Source organism: Pontibacillus salipaludis, assembly GCF_014642405.1.
GTDB classification, from domain to species: Bacteria; Bacillota; Bacilli; order Bacillales; family BH030062; genus Pontibacillus; species Pontibacillus salipaludis.
The window spans coordinates 1-18,568 of sequence record NZ_BMIN01000010.1 but is presented as its reverse complement, the minus strand read 5'-3'; the positions used below and the strand labels follow the sequence as shown (position 1 = coordinate 18,568).

19 protein-coding genes are annotated in these 18,568 nt (G+C 41.0%); 14 read left to right on the top strand and 5 right to left on the bottom strand.

Going from position 1 to position 18,568, the window contains the following annotated elements; all coding sequences use genetic code 11:
• Positions 1-100: 100 nt before the first annotated feature.
• Positions 101-328: a DUF2553 family protein gene (locus IEW76_RS11880; protein ID WP_188654105.1), complete on the top strand. Its 228-nt coding sequence runs from the start codon at positions 101-103 to the stop codon at positions 326-328.
• Between the two features lie 634 nt (positions 329-962).
• Positions 963-1,520: a metal-dependent hydrolase gene (locus IEW76_RS11875; RefSeq protein ID WP_188654104.1), complete on the top strand. Its 558-nt coding sequence runs from the start codon at positions 963-965 to the stop codon at positions 1,518-1,520.
• Here IEW76_RS11875 and IEW76_RS11870 read toward each other — a convergent pair.
• Positions 1,512-2,201, bottom strand: coding sequence for a YczE/YyaS/YitT family protein (locus IEW76_RS11870; RefSeq protein WP_188654102.1), 690 nt, complete (start codon positions 2,199-2,201; stop codon positions 1,512-1,514). The genes IEW76_RS11875 and IEW76_RS11870 overlap by 9 nt on opposite strands.
• A gap of 288 nt (positions 2,202-2,489) precedes the next feature.
• Here IEW76_RS11870 and IEW76_RS11865 point away from each other — a divergent pair, with 288 nt between their 5' ends.
• Both IEW76_RS11865 and cls read left to right on the top strand, forming a co-directional pair.
• The gene (locus IEW76_RS11865; protein ID WP_188654100.1) at positions 2,490-3,479 is read left to right on the top strand and encodes a nucleotidyltransferase domain-containing protein; all 990 of its coding nucleotides are present in this window, start codon (positions 2,490-2,492) and stop codon (positions 3,477-3,479) included.
• Between the two features lie 114 nt (positions 3,480-3,593).
• Positions 3,594-5,099, top strand: a complete 1,506-nt coding sequence (gene cls / locus IEW76_RS11860) for a cardiolipin synthase (RefSeq protein ID WP_188654098.1) — start codon at positions 3,594-3,596, stop codon at positions 5,097-5,099.
• Positions 5,100-5,637: 538 nt separating this feature from the next.
• Here the strand turns inward: cls and IEW76_RS11855 are convergent.
• The 3 genes from IEW76_RS11855 to IEW76_RS11845 form a co-directional block, all read right to left on the bottom strand.
• Complete coding sequence (locus IEW76_RS11855) at positions 5,638-6,039, bottom strand: hypothetical protein (protein ID WP_188654096.1); 402 nt, start codon at positions 6,037-6,039, stop codon at positions 5,638-5,640.
• 159 nt (positions 6,040-6,198) lie between these two features.
• Positions 6,199-7,689 carry a gluconokinase gene (locus IEW76_RS11850; RefSeq protein ID WP_188654094.1) on the bottom strand — a complete coding sequence of 497 codons (1,491 nt, stop codon included), beginning with the start codon at positions 7,687-7,689 and terminating at the stop codon, positions 6,199-6,201.
• A gap of 16 nt (positions 7,690-7,705) precedes the next feature.
• A complete protein-coding gene (locus tag IEW76_RS11845; RefSeq protein WP_188654092.1) occupies positions 7,706-8,563 on the bottom strand; it encodes a MurR/RpiR family transcriptional regulator in 858 nt (285 codons plus the stop codon).
• A 197-nt stretch (positions 8,564-8,760) separates the two neighbouring features.
• On the opposite strand from IEW76_RS11845, the gene gnd reads away from it, so the two are divergent.
• From gnd to IEW76_RS11800, 9 genes are all read left to right on the top strand, one after another.
• Complete coding sequence (gnd, locus tag IEW76_RS11840) at positions 8,761-9,657, top strand: phosphogluconate dehydrogenase (NAD(+)-dependent, decarboxylating) (protein WP_188654090.1); 897 nt, start codon at positions 8,761-8,763, stop codon at positions 9,655-9,657.
• A gap of 41 nt (positions 9,658-9,698) precedes the next feature.
• On the top strand, positions 9,699-10,742 hold the full coding sequence (locus IEW76_RS11835; RefSeq protein ID WP_188654088.1) for a TRAP transporter substrate-binding protein: 1,044 nt from the start codon (positions 9,699-9,701) through the stop codon (positions 10,740-10,742).
• A 98-nt stretch (positions 10,743-10,840) separates the two neighbouring features.
• Positions 10,841-11,380: a TRAP transporter small permease gene (locus tag IEW76_RS11830; protein ID WP_036787913.1), complete on the top strand. Its 540-nt coding sequence runs from the start codon at positions 10,841-10,843 to the stop codon at positions 11,378-11,380.
• A complete protein-coding gene (locus tag IEW76_RS11825) occupies positions 11,377-12,657 on the top strand; it encodes a TRAP transporter large permease (RefSeq protein WP_188654086.1) in 1,281 nt (426 codons plus the stop codon). The genes IEW76_RS11830 and IEW76_RS11825 overlap by 4 nt, the downstream gene beginning before the upstream one ends.
• A 136-nt stretch (positions 12,658-12,793) precedes the next feature.
• Positions 12,794-13,690 carry an AEC family transporter gene (locus IEW76_RS11820; protein WP_188654084.1) on the top strand — a complete coding sequence of 299 codons (897 nt, stop codon included), beginning with the start codon at positions 12,794-12,796 and terminating at the stop codon, positions 13,688-13,690.
• A gap of 72 nt (positions 13,691-13,762) precedes the next feature.
• Positions 13,763-14,020, top strand: coding sequence for an HPr family phosphocarrier protein (locus IEW76_RS11815; RefSeq protein ID WP_188654081.1), 258 nt, complete (start codon positions 13,763-13,765; stop codon positions 14,018-14,020).
• A 119-nt stretch (positions 14,021-14,139) separates the two neighbouring features.
• Positions 14,140-14,532 (top strand): hypothetical protein, encoded by a 393-nt coding sequence (locus IEW76_RS11810; RefSeq protein ID WP_188654079.1) that lies wholly within the window; start codon positions 14,140-14,142, stop codon positions 14,530-14,532.
• Between the two features lie 96 nt (positions 14,533-14,628).
• A complete protein-coding gene (chrA, locus tag IEW76_RS11805) occupies positions 14,629-15,795 on the top strand; it encodes a chromate efflux transporter (protein ID WP_229721221.1) in 1,167 nt (388 codons plus the stop codon).
• 187 nt (positions 15,796-15,982) lie between these two features.
• The gene (locus IEW76_RS11800) at positions 15,983-16,129 is read left to right on the top strand and encodes a hypothetical protein (protein ID WP_188654075.1); all 147 of its coding nucleotides are present in this window, start codon (positions 15,983-15,985) and stop codon (positions 16,127-16,129) included.
• Between the two features lie 82 nt (positions 16,130-16,211).
• On the opposite strand, the gene IEW76_RS11795 is transcribed toward IEW76_RS11800, so the two are convergent.
• Positions 16,212-17,684, bottom strand: a complete 1,473-nt coding sequence (locus tag IEW76_RS11795; RefSeq protein WP_188654073.1) for a SulP family inorganic anion transporter — start codon at positions 17,682-17,684, stop codon at positions 16,212-16,214.
• Between the two features lie 278 nt (positions 17,685-17,962).
• Here IEW76_RS11795 and IEW76_RS11790 point away from each other — a divergent pair, with 278 nt between their 5' ends.
• Positions 17,963-18,385 carry a universal stress protein gene (locus IEW76_RS11790; RefSeq protein ID WP_188654071.1) on the top strand — a complete coding sequence of 141 codons (423 nt, stop codon included), beginning with the start codon at positions 17,963-17,965 and terminating at the stop codon, positions 18,383-18,385.
• The last annotated feature ends 183 nt before the right edge of the window (positions 18,386-18,568 follow it).

Genomic DNA, 18,568 nt, shown 5'->3' with positions numbered 1-18,568 from the left:
GAAGGAGGGGAAATAGAGGTTATATTACATCATTTCCGATTTAGATTATCGTCCATTGTCTTTTGTCCTGAATTATGAACAACAATGAGGGAGGAAAAAGATGAAAAAAGTCGAGATCACTGAGCGTGTGGTAGGGAAAGTGAATGGAGATGGCTTTGAACTGTTTCTTAACAAGGATCGTATTGGTGAAATATCGTTACGGAATAACAAGAAAGAGTATTTGCTTCAATCCGGATTTGTTGCAGAAGGAAACCGCATATATAAAGTGGAAGAAGCAGGTGAACCTGTCACTCAATTCGTTCATGATTGCGACTTAGGTTGGTGCTAATCTAGTGGGGGTGCTCTAGCGAACGTTGCAGAGCACCTTTTTATTATATGTTTGTTTAAGTCCTATGAAAGACTCAAAGTTCAGATGGCTTTGTTATGCGATGGATGGAGAGTCGTTTCCGTTTGCCTAAATGGAGCGAAAGGTGGGCCTGAAAATCACTCGCTTTCCGCGGCCCCACACGACGTGGGGTCGTTCGACGTTGTCACAGGACGTGACGGTCTTAGTCGAACTTCCTCTTTCACTAATGAGGCTCCTACTGCCGCAGGAGTCTCGCAATTTCCAGGCCCACCTTTGCTGAATGAAGAGTAACCCAAACGCGCCATATATGAGAATGTGAGGGTTGGCCCTGGGATTGTATGAGGTCCGTTCATCACCCATGGCAGGGCTTGCTCGGGGACTGCGAGACTCCCGCGGGATAAGGAGTCTAGGGGAGACCCCACAGAGAGCGCTAGCGAACGAGGAGGCTTCCCAGCTCCCCGCAGGAAAGCGAGTTGTCCCCGAGCAAGCCCAATCACTATTAAAGCAACGGACCTATCCGCCTCAAATGTCTCAGCTTCAAGTCATCAACAATCCTTCCTATTATGAAAACTTTGTTCCATTTAACAAACCTAAATGAAAAGGAGCCTATTCCATCATGAATACATTACATCATGGATTTTGGACGTATGTCGCATTGCGTAAGAAGAAAGAAGCTGTTCCTTATGCGCTTGTAGGGAGTGTGTTTCCTGATTTGATTTACTATATTATGTTCTTTTATATCTTAATTTTTGGCGATATTTTTACTGCTAATGCGATAGAAGAGATGGGGTGGGCTGGGGTTGTGCATGATCTGGCTCATGCTTTATTTGCTCATCCGGTTGTGGAGGTATTAAGGGAGGCGGGGCATTCAATCTTTATTTGGGGAATTGTGTTTGCTTTGGTTGTTTATTACAAAGGGTGGAAGATGAATAAATGGACAGGCTTTATGTATGGGTGGCTTGGTCATGTTGTTATTGATCTACTTACACATGTTAATGATGCCATACCTATCTTTTATCCAGTTAGTGACTTGATTATAAGAGGGCCTGTATCATACTGGGACAGGCGTCATTATGGAGATATCTTTTCTTTAGTGAACGGAATCTTAATTGGTTTGGCTATTATTTATTTGATTATAAAAAAAGTGAACGCTAGTAGAAAGCGTTCACTCTAATACCGAGTCTTGTTTTTTTGAAGCTTTAGAGTGACTGAGTCGCTCTACAAAGCCTGTTATCTCATAGAAGTATTGAATAATAGGTCCGAGGAATAAGGCGGTAATGACTGTTCCTAGTCCAACTACATCCCAACCACCTAAATAAAGACCTAGGCCAGCAAGGGCGAACTCAAAGAGAATTCGTACCACTCGTTTAGATTGGTTTGTCTTTTCATTTACAATCATCATGAAGTGATCAACAGGAATATGAGGGAATGGAGCGCGTAAATACATTCCGATTCCAAGTCCCATGAACACGACTCCAATAACGAACACACCCCATTGGGCCCACAACACATCAATGCGTGTATTGTTTAACACGTTGTATAACCATAGGTTTAATGTCCATCCTCTTAAAAGGATGGGTAATAATGATTCAAAACGAGGTCGTTTCCCTTCAATCTTGGCATTTACAAGGACAAGGGCTATAAATCCAATGATAAGTAAATAACCAATTTTGATATCAAATCGCTTAGATAAACCAAGTGCTACACTATCCCCGGGAGCTACCCCGACAGCTGAGATCACAAGAAGCGCTAATCCTAGGCTAGAGATTACAATGCCGAATAAGTAAAGTGAAAATTGTAACCATTTTTGTTTTGAACCTAGGTAATGATGATACATTTCAGAAAGTTTAGACATGTTGAATCTCCTTTTTTCAGATTCGCCTTTTGAAACGTCTATGGAAAGGGTATACATATCAGTATGAGCAATTGATGATGCTTACTGTACTAAGGATAAAGCAAAATCAGTAAAAAATGAACTCAAATGTATAGATTATACCTATTATACCCAATGAGACTTTTGTTTAGATAGAAAGAATGACTTTTCATTTTAGGGTCTTTTAATTGATTTTGTAAACACATAACGGTTATACGGTATGCGGAGATTGACAGTTGAACGAAACTATTTTGATGAGGGGGAAAAGGGATGTATCCTCGAAATTATCGGTTTTTAGAACTGGCTAAGGAATTTGTTCAGAATGAGCTTGTATATAGCACATACGCCATTTTAGTTGGCTCTGTAGCTAGAGGGGAAGCAGATAAGTACAGTGACATCAACATTATTTGCTATACAGGCAGAGAGCAATATTTGGGAGATCGCGTCATTTTTTATAGAGGTGAGTATATTCAACTTCATACGAAATCGATCTTGGAATTTCCAAATAAAGAATTGTTGGCATACAACCCATGGCATTATCGCTTCCTCAGTGAGTCTGTTATTTTAAAGGATACAAATGCTGAGTTGAGTAAATTGCAGAACTGGGCCAAGTCTTATTTTTCCTCCATCAAAGGGGAAAAAGGATCGATCCAGGATGTTGAAAGGTTAATTGAAGGGCGTATTAAATATGCAGAAGACCAAGTCGGGGCAGGACGAGCATTTGGGGCGACGCATGCCGCGCTTGCAGCTTTCACGGAGAGCATGCTATTACATCAATTTATATACGAGAATAATGTAAGCTTAGGTCATATCGTCACGCACTTACGAAAGCTTGATCGCTCGTCTGAAATTATGGATGTATTGCCATTTTCCCCTGCTTCAAGAGTTACCTTTGAGGAAGTAGCTCAAGTGATGACCAAGCTGCGTGAACATCTTCGTAAATCTGGATTTGATCATGTAGGTGGTTTATCAGAACTTGAAGATGATCTCTGGTCAAGAAAGGCTAAAAGGAAAGCGGAAGAGGGCGACGAAGCAAATGTATTATGGCATGCCTACAACAAAGCATTCTCCCTTTTACTTGAAACGTCTCAGGATAAGGAATTTGAAGATTATTTCAGAACGTTGCCGTCTCAACTTAAGAGAAGTTTAGAGGAGATCGGATTTATTTCCTTACCACCTCAAGATATTGAAGGATTACTAACCTATACGAAATACGTCATAGATGATTCTAAACACAAGCTTAAATTGGAACAAAAATAATAAGCCGCTAAAAGTGCGGCTTTTTTGATCTTCCTGAGAATGATCTGTTTGAGGGAAAGGTCCATAGGGAAAACGTTCTTAGTCAGAAGAAAATCTCTTGAAAAGGAGATCATTATGAAACCTCAAATACAACTTACTTTACTCGTTTTACTAGGCATCGCTTTTTTGGGTGTATTTTTACTTCCGCTTAGCTTTATGTTTCAACTAATCTTCGCTCTTTTTTACATAGGAGCTATTTTAGTCATATCTTTTTATATTATTTTGGAGCGTAGGTCATCGACAAATACACTTGTGTGGATCCTTTTGATTCTCCTTCTTCCAATAGTAGGTTATTTCTTTTACATTTATTCAGGACAGCTTTCAAGACAAGGGATTCTATTCCAGGATAAAAGAAAGAAAGCTCATGAAGTGTTTGATGAAGAAGAGCCGGAAACAGGAAGAAAGGATATTAAGCCATTAAATGGTCCGCAAGAGCGCATTCGTAAAATAGTAGAATCCTATGCACAAACGCCACTCCGTAATGAGAATCACGTCAAGATTTTAACAAACGGTCAAGAAGCTTTCCCTGAAATTATGGAAAAGCTAAAACAAGCGAAATCATTTATTCATATGGAATACTATCTATTTAACAGTGATGAAACAGGCCGTGAAATGAAAGAAATTTTGAAACAGAAGGCGCAAGAAGGAGTTACTGTTCGTCTTCTTTATGATTCCGCTGGTAGTTTGAAACTGAAGAAAAAAGACGTGAAAGATATGCAGGAAGCAGGCATTGAAGTACATGTATTCTTGCCAATTGCTAGTGGGCTTGCAACCCAAACATTTAACTTCCGAAACCATCGTAAGATTATTGTCATTGATAATGAAATTGGATTTGTCGGAGGAATGAACGTCGGGGATGAATATCACGGAATTAGTGAGGAATTTCCAGACTGGCGTGACACACACATGGTTCTACGTGGTGCTGCCATCAAGGACCTACACTTGATCTTTCTTGTTGATTGGTGGTATATCACGGATGAGAACTTGGTAGAACAATATAGTACAGAAGCCATACCAGAACCAGAACAACCTAATACAAATACTCAAGTGGTTCCAAGTGGTCCTCATAATGAACACCAGATTATGAGAGATGTATACACTACGCTAATTCACAGTGCCAAGAAGTCTGTAAAGATTGCTACACCTTACTTTGTACCTTCAAGAGAGATTCATACAGCCCTTCGAATTGCAGCTCAGCAAGGTTTAGATGTGAAATTACTCATTCCAAAACCTTCTGATAACTGGCTTACTTATTATGCTGGTCATTCGTATTTCCCTGAACTCCTTGAAGACGGAATTCAGATCTATTTATATGAGAAGGACTTTATGCACCATAAGATTATGATTATCGATGATGAAACAGCTTCAATCGGTACGGCTAATATGGACTTACGAAGTTTTTATCTAAACTTTGAGGTAAATATGATTTTATATGGCGGAGAGCCTGTCGATAAGTTGATTGAGAATTACTATAAGGACTTAGAGGAGTCTAGTGAAGTGATTTACAATGAATTTGCGAAGCGAAAGACTTCAGAGAAGTGGAAAGAAGCCTTCGCCCGACTCTTCGCACCTCTGCTATAGAGAAAAGAGCATCACATTGCCAGCAGCAATGTGATGCTCTTTTATGTAGCTCTTACCTGTCCGTTACGATAAAAGTGCTTGGGCTGGATGGAGGACCACTCGCTTTCCTGCGGGGAGCTGGGAAGCCTCCTCGTTCGCTATCGCTCTCTGTGGGGTCTCCCCTAGGCTCCTTACCCCGCGGGAGTCTCGCAGTCCTCCATCCAGCCCTGCTTGAAAGTAGGTGAACGGACCTTCGGAGAGAATCACGGATCTGTACACTCCCCTTCAGGCATGTTTCCGTTCTCTTTTCTAAGTCAAAGGTGGTCCTGGAAATTGCGAGACTCCCGTGGAAAACGGGATTCCGAGATCCCGCAGAGAGCGAAGCGAACGAGGAAGCTCGGGAGTTCGTCCACAGGAAAGCGAGTGATTTCCAGGACCACCTTTCTCTACAATATCGCTAACGGAAACATTCTCTCAGCTCCGAATATTCAAGATTACCGAGCTTCCACTGAAAGATCGTTGAAGCGTTGTGGAATAGGGCTGAACTATTTCTTGTGTGTTACTGCTTTCGGGATGGTTGTACTAAAAACGTTAGTACAAAAAACAATGCAAAGCTTACTAATACTAGCGTTCCTCCTACGATGTAGAAGACGGTTGTGAAACCTTTGGCAAGTTCTAAAGGGTTTACCATGTACAGCCACATACCAAGTGTTAGGCCAGAGGTGCCGATAATGGCTGTCCAGGCATGGGTTTTTGCTAGTTTTATAAATCGGGTTTCGAATAGTTGATAAAAGGCGGACCAGGCAAATAGAGATAGCCACCCTACGACTAAGATGTGAGCGTGAATGGGGCGAAGGGCATAGGCTCCTCCTTGTGAGCCGGCCATGTGTGAACCGATGAAGGCTCCGATTAAACCAAACAGGCCTGCGAAACGTAGTAACAATAGACTTATAGAATTCATAAACATTTCCTCCATATCATCAATCTTCGTGTTTCTAACTTTATCATAGTTGTAAAGTTAGAAAATATGCTAGTCCGAATGTTCAAAAATTCGACAAAGGTTTGCTCGCGTGTTCCGCAGGAAAACCCGATTCCTCTCGCGAAGAGAGGGATCGGGTTTTTATATGCTTTGTAGCTGTTTTAATTGGTTCATGAGAGAAGGATAAAGCTCTTTATATACTTGAAACATTTGTTGGTAGGTTTGGTGGTGTTCTTTGTTTGGTTCAATCGTTTCGCTCATAGGAATGGACGTTTTAATACTATGAAGGGATGGAACTTCTCCTAAGCTATAAAGCGCAGTCCAGGCTGCTCCCCAAGCTGAACTTTGATGACTTTTGGGAATATGTACGTGTTTTCCAAATACATCGGCCAGCATTTGGGTCCATAAAGCGCTTCTTGCAAATCCCCCGCTTGCGTACAAGGAGTCATGTGAGTGTCCTAATCGTTCTAGTTCGTGAGCGATATGATAGATGCTAAAGATTACACCTTCCATCCCAGCCCTTACCATATGTTCTTTTCCATGAGTAGAACGTAAACCTATAAAGTTGGCTTTTGCACTTGCATCCCAGAACGGAGCGCGTTCTCCATTTAGATAAGGGAGGAAGAGTAATCCGTCGCTACCTGTGCTTACTCTTGCAGCCATTTGGTTGAGTTGCTCAAATGAGAGGGAGTATCCTTCGTGTGAGAATAAGTCTTTTAACCAATTAAGTACGATCCCGCCATTATTTGTGGGACCTCCTGTAATCCACAGATCCTCTGTGAAACTGTAACAGAAGACGCCTTGCTTTTCGTCAACAGCTGGAGCAGAAGTAAACTGACGAATCGCTCCACTTGTTCCAATCGTGACGGCAGTTTCACCTGGTTTAATAGCTCCAATGCCTAAATTCGCCAAAGGACCATCACTTCCACCAATAATGAAAGGAGTGCTAGAGGCAAGTCCCATATATTCTGAAGCCTCTTTAGAAAGCCCTTTCATTTCATGCGTAGCAGGAACTACTTTTGATAGTTGATCTCTGGAGATGCCAGCAAGTTTTAGGGAGGTTTCATCCCAATCCTGCTTATGGATATCATACATACCAGAAGAGGCTGCAACAGAATAATCCACGACAAACTCTCCAAACCATTTGTACAGCACATATTCTTTTATAGAAATATACTTATGGGCCATTTGATAAGGCTCGTAATGATGGTTCTTCATCCAGATCAGTTTTGATAGAGGAGACATAGGATGGAGTGGGGTACCAGTGCGCAAATAGGTCGTCGAGTGGTTTTCTTTGAGATATTCTGATTCCTTTACACTTCTTCGGTCTGCCCATGTGATAGAAGGGGAGATCGCTTGCCCTTGTTCATCCACACAAAGAAGCGAGTGCATAGCTGAGGACAAGCCAACTCCGATAACATCCTCCTTTTTGATTGAACCTTTATCCATTGCTGATCGAACAGAGTCCATAGCCGCTCTATTAATGGCGTCTCCATCTTGTTCGGCATAATCGGGTGCTGAGTGAAGGAGATCATATCCTTCCTCGTGTTCGGATAGGACATGTCCATTTCTATTAAACACAACAGTCTTCGTGCTTGTGGTACCGATATCAAGTCCAATAATGTATTTCATGGTTGAAAAATCCTTTCTACATTCTCTTTAGCGAAATGGCTTCTCTCATATTCTTGATGGCTTCTTTGGATTGTTCTTGATTCTTCATACAGTAGTTAACATAAAGGGCATCAATAATGGTTAACTCAGCAATTCTTGAAGCAAGAGCTTCTGATCGATATTCTGTCTCTTGAGCAGTGGTGTACAAGCAATAGTCAACTCGCTTCGCCAAAGCAGATTTAGCTAAGTTTGTGATGGCGATGGTAGTAACTCCTCGTTGCTGCACGACATCGACAACATCCATTATGTCTTTATTTGATCCAGAGTGAGAGATGAGGATCGCGACGTCTTCAGAAGACATTTGTGAAGCTGCCATCACTTGTAGGTGTGATTCACTGTACGCGTGGGATGGCATTCCTGTACGTATAAACTTGTGCTGGCCATCCATCGCTACAATTCCTGACCCCCCTGATCCGAAAAAGCTTATAGAGCGGGCATTCGATAGAACATCCACAACAGATTTCATGATTTGTTTATCTTGTAACTCTTTGGATTGCTCTAAGGCATTCATATTCGCTTTAAATACTTTTTGAGTGATGTCATATTCAGAATCTTCTTCAGTAATCGTTTCATGAATGTCTTGGATGGGGTTAACCAATTCAGATGCTAAAGCGATTTTCATAGCTTGATATCCTTTGAAACCTAAGCGCTTACAAAAACGAAAGACCGTTGCATCCGCAATTGTAAGATCATCCGCAATTTGATTAATAGTAGAATGAAGAATCCTTTGAGGATCTTTCATCATATAATCTGCGATAAGTTTTTCTTTTTCACTTAATTGATTATATATAGCACGAGTTCGCTGAATCACGTGCATCGATGCTGTCTCTTGCATACGATTCCCTCATTTTTCTAAGAATTTAATACATTAAGTGTAAACGATATCAAAAAAGAAATGAAGCGTAATGGCGAAAAAAAATTTCATGAAAACGCTTGCTACGAAAAAAATTTTATGTATAATTGGAATTAACGAAAAAATATTTCTTAAAACACTATAAATATAGTTGTTTGCATACAGAGAGGGGTCATTCTATGAAACTAGGATTAATTGGACTAGGAAAGATGGGGTATAACTTAGCCTTAAATCTTTTAGACAATCAACATGAGGTTGTAGCAACAGATGTAAACAGCAGCCAAGTAGAAAACATCGCAAAAGATGGTGCAACTTCGGCGCAATCCATTGTAGAACTTGTTAACAAATTAGAAGCACCGAGAACAATTTGGATGATGGTTCCGGCAGGAGAGATTACGGAACAAGTATTATCTGAATTGAAACCGCTTTTATCTGTTGGTGATCGCGTTATTGATGGTGGAAATTCGAACTATAAAGATACACTACGCCGTTCTGAAGAGATGAGCACGTACGGAGTTCATTATTTTGATGTTGGTACTAGTGGCGGAACAGAAGGAGCTCGCAATGGAGCTTGTTATATGATTGGCGGAGATGAAACAGAATTTAGAAAAATTGAACCTATATTTAAAGATACAGCAATTGAAAGCGGTTACCATTTTGCGGGGCGTACAGGCAGTGGTCACTTTTTGAAAATGGTACATAACGGAATAGAATACGGAATGATGCAAGCCATCGGTGAAGGTTTCGACATTTTAGAAAAGAGTCCGTTCGATTATAACTATGAGCAAGTGGCGAATGTATGGAATCACGGTTCGGTTATTCGCTCATGGTTAATGGAGTTAACTGAGAGTGCATTTAGTAAAGATGCAAAGCTAGAAGACATTCGTGGGGTAATGAATTCTTCTGGAGAAGGAAAATGGACGGTTGAATCAGCACTTGACTTTGAAACGGCGGCTCCCGTCATCGCCTTATCCTTGATGATGCGCTATCGTTCACAAGAAGACGATACGTTCACAGGAAAAGTAGTTGCTGCTTTACGTAACGAATTCGGCGGACATGCGGTCGTAAAGAACTAAAGAACTGAATAACTAATCATAAGACAAAGGGGAGACTGAGTATGAAACGTTTATTAACTGTAGCGGTAACAGCAATGCTTATCCTAGTGTTAGCGGCTTGTGGAGGAACAGAATCTGAAGGAAATAGTTCGAATGGTGATGGAAGTGATTCTGGGGAAGAGAAAGTGATTCGAGCAGGTATTGGGTTAAACGACAAGCACCCTCAGTACAAAGGTTTGCTAAAGTTTAAAGAAATCGTTGAAGAAAAGACAGATGGTTCTATTAAAGTGGAAACGTTCCACAGTGGCCAGCTAGGCGATGACCGTACGATGATTGAGAACTTACAGATTAACAGCCAGCAGGTGGTTATTCCATCTACAGCTCCAATGGCGAACTTTGTCCCTGAATTTAGTGTATTTGATATTCCGTTCCTATTCCCAAGTGAAGATGTAGCAGATCAGGTATTAGATGGAGAAACAGGACAGAAGATTCTAGATAAACTAGAAGGGCAAGACTTAAAAGGTTTAGCGTATTGGGAAAATGGTTTCCGTGACCTGACAAACTCGGAGCGTGCCGTTTCTTCCGTAGAAGATTTCAAAGGTCTTAAGATTCGTACAATGGAGAACGATCTTCACTTAGACGCATTTAAAGAGCTAGGTGCAAACCCTACTCCAATGGCATTCACTGAACTATTTACAGCGATGCAACAAGGAACTGTAGATGGACAAGAGAATCCATACGCAACGATCTATTTACAGAAATTCTATGAAGTTCAAGACCACGTTTCAAATACGCACCATATCTATAGCCCATTTGTATTCTTAATGAGTAAAACATTCTTTGATAACTTATCTGAAGAGAATCAGAAGATTGTCAAAGAAGCAGCAGAAGAGGCAGGGGAGTATGAGCGTAAACTTAACCGTGAAGCGAACGAAAAATACCTTAAGAAGTTACAAGAAGAAGGTATGGAATTCACAGAGATTACTGACGAAGCACGTGAAGAAATGAAGAAGAAAGTACAGCCTGTTGTAGACGAGTATAAGAGTAAAATCGGCGAAGACATTGTAGATGAAGTCTATAAAGCCGTTGAAGAAGCTTCCAAATAAGGGTTAAAAACAAGGGTTTCCTGGCTCTAGACCACACCTTATCCAGGTGCCCTTTTTTCTACTAATGTAATTGACAAGCATGATCTGAGGTGAAAACGATGAGATTACTAAAATTAATTGATCAACGATTAGAAGAAGCTTTGTTAGTTGTATTTTCTTCAGTCATGGTATCCGTAATCTTTCTGCAAGTAGTGATGAGGTTAGCGGGGAATTCACTTTCTTGGTCTGAAGAGTTGGGTCGATATTGCTTTATATGGCTTGTCTACATCGGGATCAGCTATGGTGTTAAGAAACAACGCCATTTAAAAGTCGACGTAATGCTTTTGGTGTTAAAAGATAAAGGAAAGCTAATTCTATCTATCTTGTCTAATCTGCTCTTTTTGGTTTTTGCTATTATTGTGATGAAGTACGGATCAGCTATTGCGATGAAACTTTTATCGTTTGGTCAACAATCTCCAGCGTTACATATACCGATGGGTCTTGTTTATTTATCAGCGCCAATTGGGATGGGCTTAGCGGCAATCCGTCTGCTTCAAAATATCTACAAGCAATTTAAGATGCTCATTGGAAAAGAAGAAATGAATGTGTCGGGTGACCGTGAAAGATTGCAAGAAGAGAAGGGAGGAGTCGAAGCATGACAGCGGGTGTTTTATTTGGAAGTTTCACTCTGTTTCTCTTATTAAGTGTTCCTATTGGAATCGCTCTTGGATTATCGTCGCTTGCAACAATCCTTTATACAGGAGCTCTTCCACTAGATTTTCTTATGAAGGAACTCGTGACAGCGGTAGACTCTTTCCCAATCATGGCAGTACCTTTCTTTATACTAGCAGGTGAGATCATGGGGAAGGGCGGCATATCAGAACGACTCTTTGATTTTGCAAACGCCTTGGTTGGTAACAAAACAGGCGGCTTTGCAATGGCGACCATTGTTACTTGTATGTTCTTTGCGGCGATCTCAGGTTCTGGACCTGCAACCGTTGCGGCGATTGGGGGAATTATGATTCCTGCGATGGTTCGTAAAGGATACGATAAACAGTTTGCCACAGCTGTAGTGGCTGCAGCCGGTTCAATTGGAGTCATTATCCCGCCAAGTATTCCAATGGTTATTTATGGTGTAGTTGGTGGTGCTTCAGTTGGTAAAATGTTTATGGCAGGAATTATCCCTGGGATCTTAGTTGGGGTTGCTCTAATGATTTGGGCGTATATCTACTCCAAGAAACACAATTACGGTGGAACTGGTGAGAAAATGACACTCAAAAACGTGTTTACTTCTTTCTGGGAAGCGAAGTGGGCCCTTATTATCCCTGTTATTATATTAGGTGGTATTTACGGTGGTTTCTTCACTCCTACCGAGGCAGCGGTCATTGCCGTAGTGTACAGTCTGATTGCAGGTTTATTCTTGTACGGGGAACTGAAAGTAAAGCATATTCCTAAATTATTAATTGATTCTTCACTAACTACTGCTACGATCTTAATTATTGTAGGTACCGCAACAGCATTTGGGCGATTGCTTACAATTGAACGAATTCCAGAACAAGTGGCAAGCTTTATGTTATCTGTAAGTGATAGTAATATTGTTATTATCTTAATGATTACCATCCTTCTTCTTATTGTGGGTTGCTTCATGGATACATTAGCTGCCATTATTATTCTTACACCGATCTTACTGCCAATTGCTACGAACTTAGGTTACGACCCGATCCACTTTGGAATTTTAATGGTTGTAAACTTAGCGATTGGATTTATTACACCACCTCTAGGTGTTAATCTATTCGTTGGTTCAGGGATATCTGGACTTTCAATTGAAGAACTATCAAAAGCGATTCTACCTTTCTTTATAGCTATGTTAATCTCGCTTGGTCTGATTATCTTTATTCCACAACTATCTTTGTGGTTAGCTAATTTGGGAGGATAAGTACTTAACAGGATTCTTTACTTTATGTAAAGAATCCTCGTTATGTTTATGAATAGTTCAGAAGTTTGCATCGGTTGGGAATAAGAAGCAAACGTGATGAAGGAAAAGCAATTGTGAATGAAAGAAGGGATCGCAAGTGAGTGTGTTTATCCAGGTCGTTTTTCCTGTGCTTCTTGTGTTTTTATGTGGGTTTGGTATTCAGAAGTGGAAGCAGTTAGATATTAAATCAGTATCCACAGTTGCCATCTATATCTTAACGCCGTGCTTAGTGTTTGAAACATTTTATGATGCGAAGCTAAATGGTGAATATATCATTATTGTAGCCTTTTCGGCGTGTCTACTTGCGGCTATTATAATTATTAATAAGATCACAAAAGTCATAAAGGGATATGATCAATCTGTTGAGAGCGGTATGATTTTATCTACCGCATTTATGAATTCAGGTAATTACGGGGCTCCAATTGTCCTGTTTGCATTTGGTGAGGAAGGGTTTGCCTATTCAGTATCCTTTCTTGTCTTACAAGCTATTATCATGAATTTCTTTGGCGTGTATTACGCGGCAAGAGGGCAGTCTGGCATGAAGTTGGCTGCACAATCGGTTATGAAAATGCCGGCTACCTATGCTGTCATCATTGCATTACTCATGAATGTATTACATATCCCAATGCCAGAGAATCTATTTTCTGCTATTCATCTTATTGCTGACGCTGCCATTCCTGGAGTTATGATTGTCTTAGGGATGCAGTTGGCTGATATATCAGTGAAATCGATGGAGTGGGGGAAAGTAAGCTATGCATCAAGTCTCAGACTTCTGGTTTCACCTCTTATTGCCCTGCTTCTAGTATGGATTATGCCAGTGGATCCTCTGCTTGCTAAAGTATTAATTGTATCTGCCGCAATGCCTTCAGCAGCAACCACGACGATGTATGCAGTTGAATTTAATGCCAGGCCAGAACTTGTCTCAAGCATTACACTTGTGACTACATTAGCGAGTATTGTGACGATTTCAACATTGTTAACATTTATTTCATAGGAATGAATATGCTCCTTATTTTTATGTGGACGAATACTATTCAACAAAAAAATTAAAAAGGTGGAATATAAGGTGGAGCAGGTATCTGAATCAATTACAGTAAATATTGATGAAACACAAACGATTATTGAATTAAGTAATAAAATTCAACGCTATGACTCAGAAATTTATCTTGTGAAGAATGTGGAAGGAAGTATGGTAGAGGTAAACTTAAAAAGCTTCCTCGGGTTGATTAACTTAAGACTTAAAAATGGAGATCGCCTTTTAATTCGATGCGAGGGTAGAGATTGTGCGGAAGCATTAGAAGAAGTCAAACAATGGCTAACATAACTAAAAAGAGCGGTACTGGCTATGAAATGCCAGTGCCGTTTATTATTTTAACACAATAAAAGGGTTTACATTTGTAGCAAAAAAGGGAATGGTCTGGTAAGAATAAGGAGTGAACTGAAATGTTGATATCTTATGTACCGTTTGATGAGACGAGCGGTTATATAGAAGATGTAGTGTCTCTGTCTCTTGAAATGTGTGAAGGTGAGAAAACAGGTGAGTCTATTCGCTCGCAAATTATAAAGGATGCTTATGAAGAAGGTCATAAAGGTTGGATTGCTCTGTGTAAGGGGAAGGTTGTTGGATATGCGTATGGCTATCATTGTGTAAAGAAGGACGTGAAACGATCTGATTTAGAACCTGCAGGTGAGCATAGAGCCGAAGGCATTTATGATTGCTTCGAATATGTTGAGTTGACCGTATCTCCGAAATATAAACATGCAGGAATTGAGTCCACGTTAGAGAAGCGTTTACTAGATGAAACGCTGGCACATAAAAAAGAAGAAACCGTTTAGGTTGATTACAAGAATGTAAATATATCATTCATGCTATTGCCTCCAAAGACGCTTCCCTATAAAATGAGGGGGATGTTTAGTGAAGGAGGCAATTGTGTGAAGACATACATAGAAATTTTGCTTGTCGCTTTTCGGTTGGGGTTGACCTCGTTCGGAGGCCCTGTTGCTCACTTGGCGTACTTCCAAGATGAGTATGTGAAAAGGCGAAAATGGCTTGATGATAAAAGTTATGCAGACCTTATTGCGTTGTGCCAATTTTTACCTGGTCCTGCTAGTAGTCAGGTAGGAATCTCTATTGGTATGGTTCGTGGTGGAATCTTAGGGGGGATTTGTGCGTGGATTGGGTTTACCCTTCCGTCTATTGTAGCCCTAATCCTCTTCGCGCTCACGGTTCATTCTTTAGGAATCCAAGATGCTTCTTGGGTGAAAGGATTAAAAGTTGTCGCTGTAGCGGTAGTGGCTCATGCGATCATGAATATGGGCAAGAAGTTAACACCGGATCGTCCTCGTATTACGATTGCGATTCTAGCAGCTATCGCATTGCTGTTTTATCAAACTGCTTTATTCCAGATTGTTGTGATTCTAGCTGGTGCTATGAGTGGTATTATCCTCTATCGTAATGCTGAGTTACCTGAAGGACAGGATGTGGGACTTCGCTTCAAGAAACGAACAGGAATCATCTCCCTAACGATCTTTGCTGCTTTGCTTGCGTTTATTCCTGTTGTGGCGAATGCTAGCTCATCCATATACGTGACGATTTTTGATATCTTCTATCGAGTTGGTTCTATTGTATTTGGTGGAGGTCACGTCGTTCTGCCTATGTTAGAAGCTGAAGTTGTGTCTGCACTTATTTCTAAGGATCTATTCTTAGCAGGGTATGGGGCAACACAAGCTGTACCTGGCCCTATGTTCACGTTCTCAAGTTATATTGGGACAGTCGTAAAAGGTGTCCCAGGCGGAATTGTGGCATCCTTAGCGATGTTTCTACCATCATTCTTGCTGTTAATTGGCGTCCTGCCTTTTTGGAACTCACTCCGCAAGGTAAAACGAGTACGTGCGGCCTTGCTAGGTGTAAATGCAGCTGTAGTTGGTCTATTGCTTGCAGCATTCTACGATCCGATTTGGACAAGTGCGATCCAAGCACCTAAAGATGTAGCAGTAAGCCTGGGCTCATTTGCGCTATTATATTTCTGGAAGCGCCCTGCGTGGCTCGTTGTAATCCTGACAGTCCTTGCCTACGTTGTTGTATCGGCAATCGTATAAATAATGTTGAAGTGGAAAAGATATGGGAAACCATATCTTTTTTTTTGTACACGAAGCTGAGACATTTAAAGTGGTGGGATTAAAGTCTACTATAAAAATATAATTATCAGACTTGTCAGACAATTGAGGGGTGTGGTATGATGGGTTCACAAAATGAAAACGTTTACAAAAGTGGTGATTAGAACTGATGGAAGAGACCAAATTGCGTAAACAAGCCATGGTATCACTCACGGGAAGAGAGCAACAGTTTTCGAAAGAGAATAACTTCTTGTTTAACTATGGAACACTTGTCCTTACATCACTCGCACTTCTTGTACAACATTATTTCATGTAAATCTACACAGCAATCGTTACCCCCTAAAATGATAGCATAAAAAAGATCCCCTGACGCTTAGCGGCAGGGGATCTTGCATTTTTTAATGGCCAGATGCTTTGGCATTTGGTTTATCGTGGACAGCAAGTTTGTTTACTAAAGTAGAGCTTGCGTCATTAAGTCCCATAATTTCCACGTTGGTCCCTTGTTCTTGGAATTTCATCACGACTTTATCAATCGCTCCAACCGCTGAGTCGTCCCAAACGTGTGTGGTACTAAAGTCAATCGCTACTGTGTCTACTTCTTCTTTATAATCAAAGTAATCCGCGAATTCGGAAATAGATGCGAAGAACATTTGACCGGTTACACGGTACATACGCTTACTATGCTCAGCATCTAATGTCTTCTCCACGTGAATATTAGAGATTTTTGCAACGAAGAAGATCGCACTTAAGATAATACCTGCAAATACTCCAAGGGATAGGTTGTGTGTGTAAACAACTGTTCCTACGGTTACAATCATAACAGCTGCGTCAGTAACGGGCATACGATGTAGCTTCGTTAGAGAAGACCAATCGAAAGTACCGATCGATACCATAATCATTACACCTACAAGAGCTGCCATTGGGATTTGGACAAGGATATCTTGTAAAACGAGAATCAAGAATAATAAGAACAAGCCTGCTATTAAAGTGGAAAGTCTTCCACGTCCACCGGATTTTACATTAATGACAGATTGACCAATCATCGCACAGCCGGCCATGCCGCCAAAAAATCCAGTAACGACGTTAGAAATACCTTGACCACGAGCTTCTTTGTTCTTGTCACTCGGCGTGTCCGTCATGTCGTCTACGATTTGAGCTGTTAGTAACGATTCAAGTAGTCCCACGATTGATAATGCAAATGCATATGGGAATATAATTTGAAGCGTTTCGAAATTTAATGGGATTTCAGGAATCAGGAACATTGGTAGTTCACTTGGTAATGTACCCATGTCTCCTACTGTTCGAACTCCCACGCTTGTTGTTAGAGCAATAACTGTCATAACGATAATGGCAACAAGAGGAGCAGGGATCACAGTTGTAAAGCGAGGTAGGATGTAAATAATCGCAAGAGAACCTGCAACCATTAGGTACATGGCCATTCCTTCACCTTCAAAGTGTGGAAGCTGAGCTGTAAAGATCAGAATTCCCAAGGCGTTTACGAACCCGATCATAACTGAGCGGGGGATAAACTTCATAAATTTGGCGACCTTCAATACACCAAATAAATATTGCAAAATACCGGTTAAAATCGTAGCAGCCAATAGATATTCTAAGCCATGATCTTTAACCAGTGTCACCATCAAGAGCGCCATAGCCCCTGTGGCCGCTGAGATCATACCAGATCGACCGCCGGTAAAAGCAATGACAACCGCAATACAGAAGGATGCATACAAGCCGACTTTAGGGTCTACGCCTGCAATGATAGAGAAGGCGATAGCTTCAGGAATCAGAGCAAGAGCAACGACAATACCAGCCATAACGTCACCCTTAACGTTACCGAACCATTGTTGTTTAATTGTTTCTAGGTTCAAATCGACACCTCTTTCTTCAGTTTTTAATGTTGGCTTTCGACCGCGCCGAAAGCAAATCCGATTGCAACGAGAGTGATTATAACACGAAGACCGTAAAACAAATAACCCCATGTAAGCGTTTAAATAAGGTTTTTTCTTCAAATTCCTCGTACATGCTTGCCTAAAGACCCCTGAACCATAAAAATGACATTTTTTTGTCTGAATATTTAAGGGTCCTTTAGAGCTTAAAACCGTGGTATGATAAGAAGTATAGCCATATATTAGGGGGGAGTTTTGTTATGTATCAACGAATACTTCTAGCCACAGATGGATCTGAATCTGCTCTGAGAGCTGCTCATAAAGCTGCACACCTTGCTAAGATTGAAGCATGTGCAAGGATAACCATTGCCTATGTCGTCGACCCAGCCGCCTCTAAGCACGATGTTCTTACAGAGGGAAGCAGTATGAGTCTCCTAGAACAAAAAAGGCACGAACGCGTTAAACCGATTGAAGGTTTATTCGATCGCAAAGAAGTAAGTTATGATTTTAAACTGTTAAAAGGTGATCCAGGAACAGAACTCACTCGCGTAGCTAACGAAGAGGAATACGATATTGTCATCATGGGGAGTCGAGGTCTAAACGCTCTCCAAGAAGTCGTTTTAGGTAGTGTTTCTCACAAAGTGACCCTTGGAGCTCAATGTCCGGTTATGATCGTGAAGTAATAAATAAGGAAGAAAGTTGGTATCAATTAAGCCAGAACCCGTAGCGGGTTCTGGCTTTTTTTGGTGTGCCCGGCATGGACGTAAGCTTTAGGGTTAAAGTCCCGAACGGTGAAGGTCGTTGTAGCCGTTAGCCAAAGACAAGGGTGTCTGGGGCGACCCAGAATCTAAAGGAAGTCGGAGGCA

Bases quoted from the DNA above. Each gene is read 5' to 3' on its own strand.
- IEW76_RS11880 (WP_188654105.1), top strand. From the start codon at position 101: ATGAAAAAAGTCGAGATCACTGAGCGTGTGGTAGGGAAAGTGAATGGA.
- IEW76_RS11875 (WP_188654104.1), top strand. From the start codon at position 963: ATGAATACATTACATCATGGATTTTGGACGTATGTCGCATTGCGTAAG.
- IEW76_RS11870 (WP_188654102.1), bottom strand. From the start codon at position 2,201: ATGTCTAAACTTTCTGAAATGTATCATCATTACCTAGGTTCAAAACAA.
- IEW76_RS11865 (WP_188654100.1), top strand. From the start codon at position 2,490: ATGTATCCTCGAAATTATCGGTTTTTAGAACTGGCTAAGGAATTTGTT.
- cls (WP_188654098.1), top strand. From the start codon at position 3,594: ATGAAACCTCAAATACAACTTACTTTACTCGTTTTACTAGGCATCGCT.
- IEW76_RS11855 (WP_188654096.1), bottom strand. From the start codon at position 6,039: ATGAATTCTATAAGTCTATTGTTACTACGTTTCGCAGGCCTGTTTGGT.
- IEW76_RS11850 (WP_188654094.1), bottom strand. From the start codon at position 7,689: ATGAAATACATTATTGGACTTGATATCGGTACCACAAGCACGAAGACT.
- IEW76_RS11845 (WP_188654092.1), bottom strand. From the start codon at position 8,563: ATGCAAGAGACAGCATCGATGCACGTGATTCAGCGAACTCGTGCTATA.
- gnd (WP_188654090.1), top strand. From the start codon at position 8,761: ATGAAACTAGGATTAATTGGACTAGGAAAGATGGGGTATAACTTAGCC.
- IEW76_RS11835 (WP_188654088.1), top strand. From the start codon at position 9,699: ATGAAACGTTTATTAACTGTAGCGGTAACAGCAATGCTTATCCTAGTG.
- IEW76_RS11830 (WP_036787913.1), top strand. From the start codon at position 10,841: ATGAGATTACTAAAATTAATTGATCAACGATTAGAAGAAGCTTTGTTA.
- IEW76_RS11825 (WP_188654086.1), top strand. From the start codon at position 11,377: ATGACAGCGGGTGTTTTATTTGGAAGTTTCACTCTGTTTCTCTTATTA.
- IEW76_RS11810 (WP_188654079.1), top strand. From the start codon at position 14,140: ATGTTGATATCTTATGTACCGTTTGATGAGACGAGCGGTTATATAGAA.
- IEW76_RS11800 (WP_188654075.1), top strand. From the start codon at position 15,983: ATGGAAGAGACCAAATTGCGTAAACAAGCCATGGTATCACTCACGGGA.
- IEW76_RS11790 (WP_188654071.1), top strand. From the start codon at position 17,963: ATGTATCAACGAATACTTCTAGCCACAGATGGATCTGAATCTGCTCTG.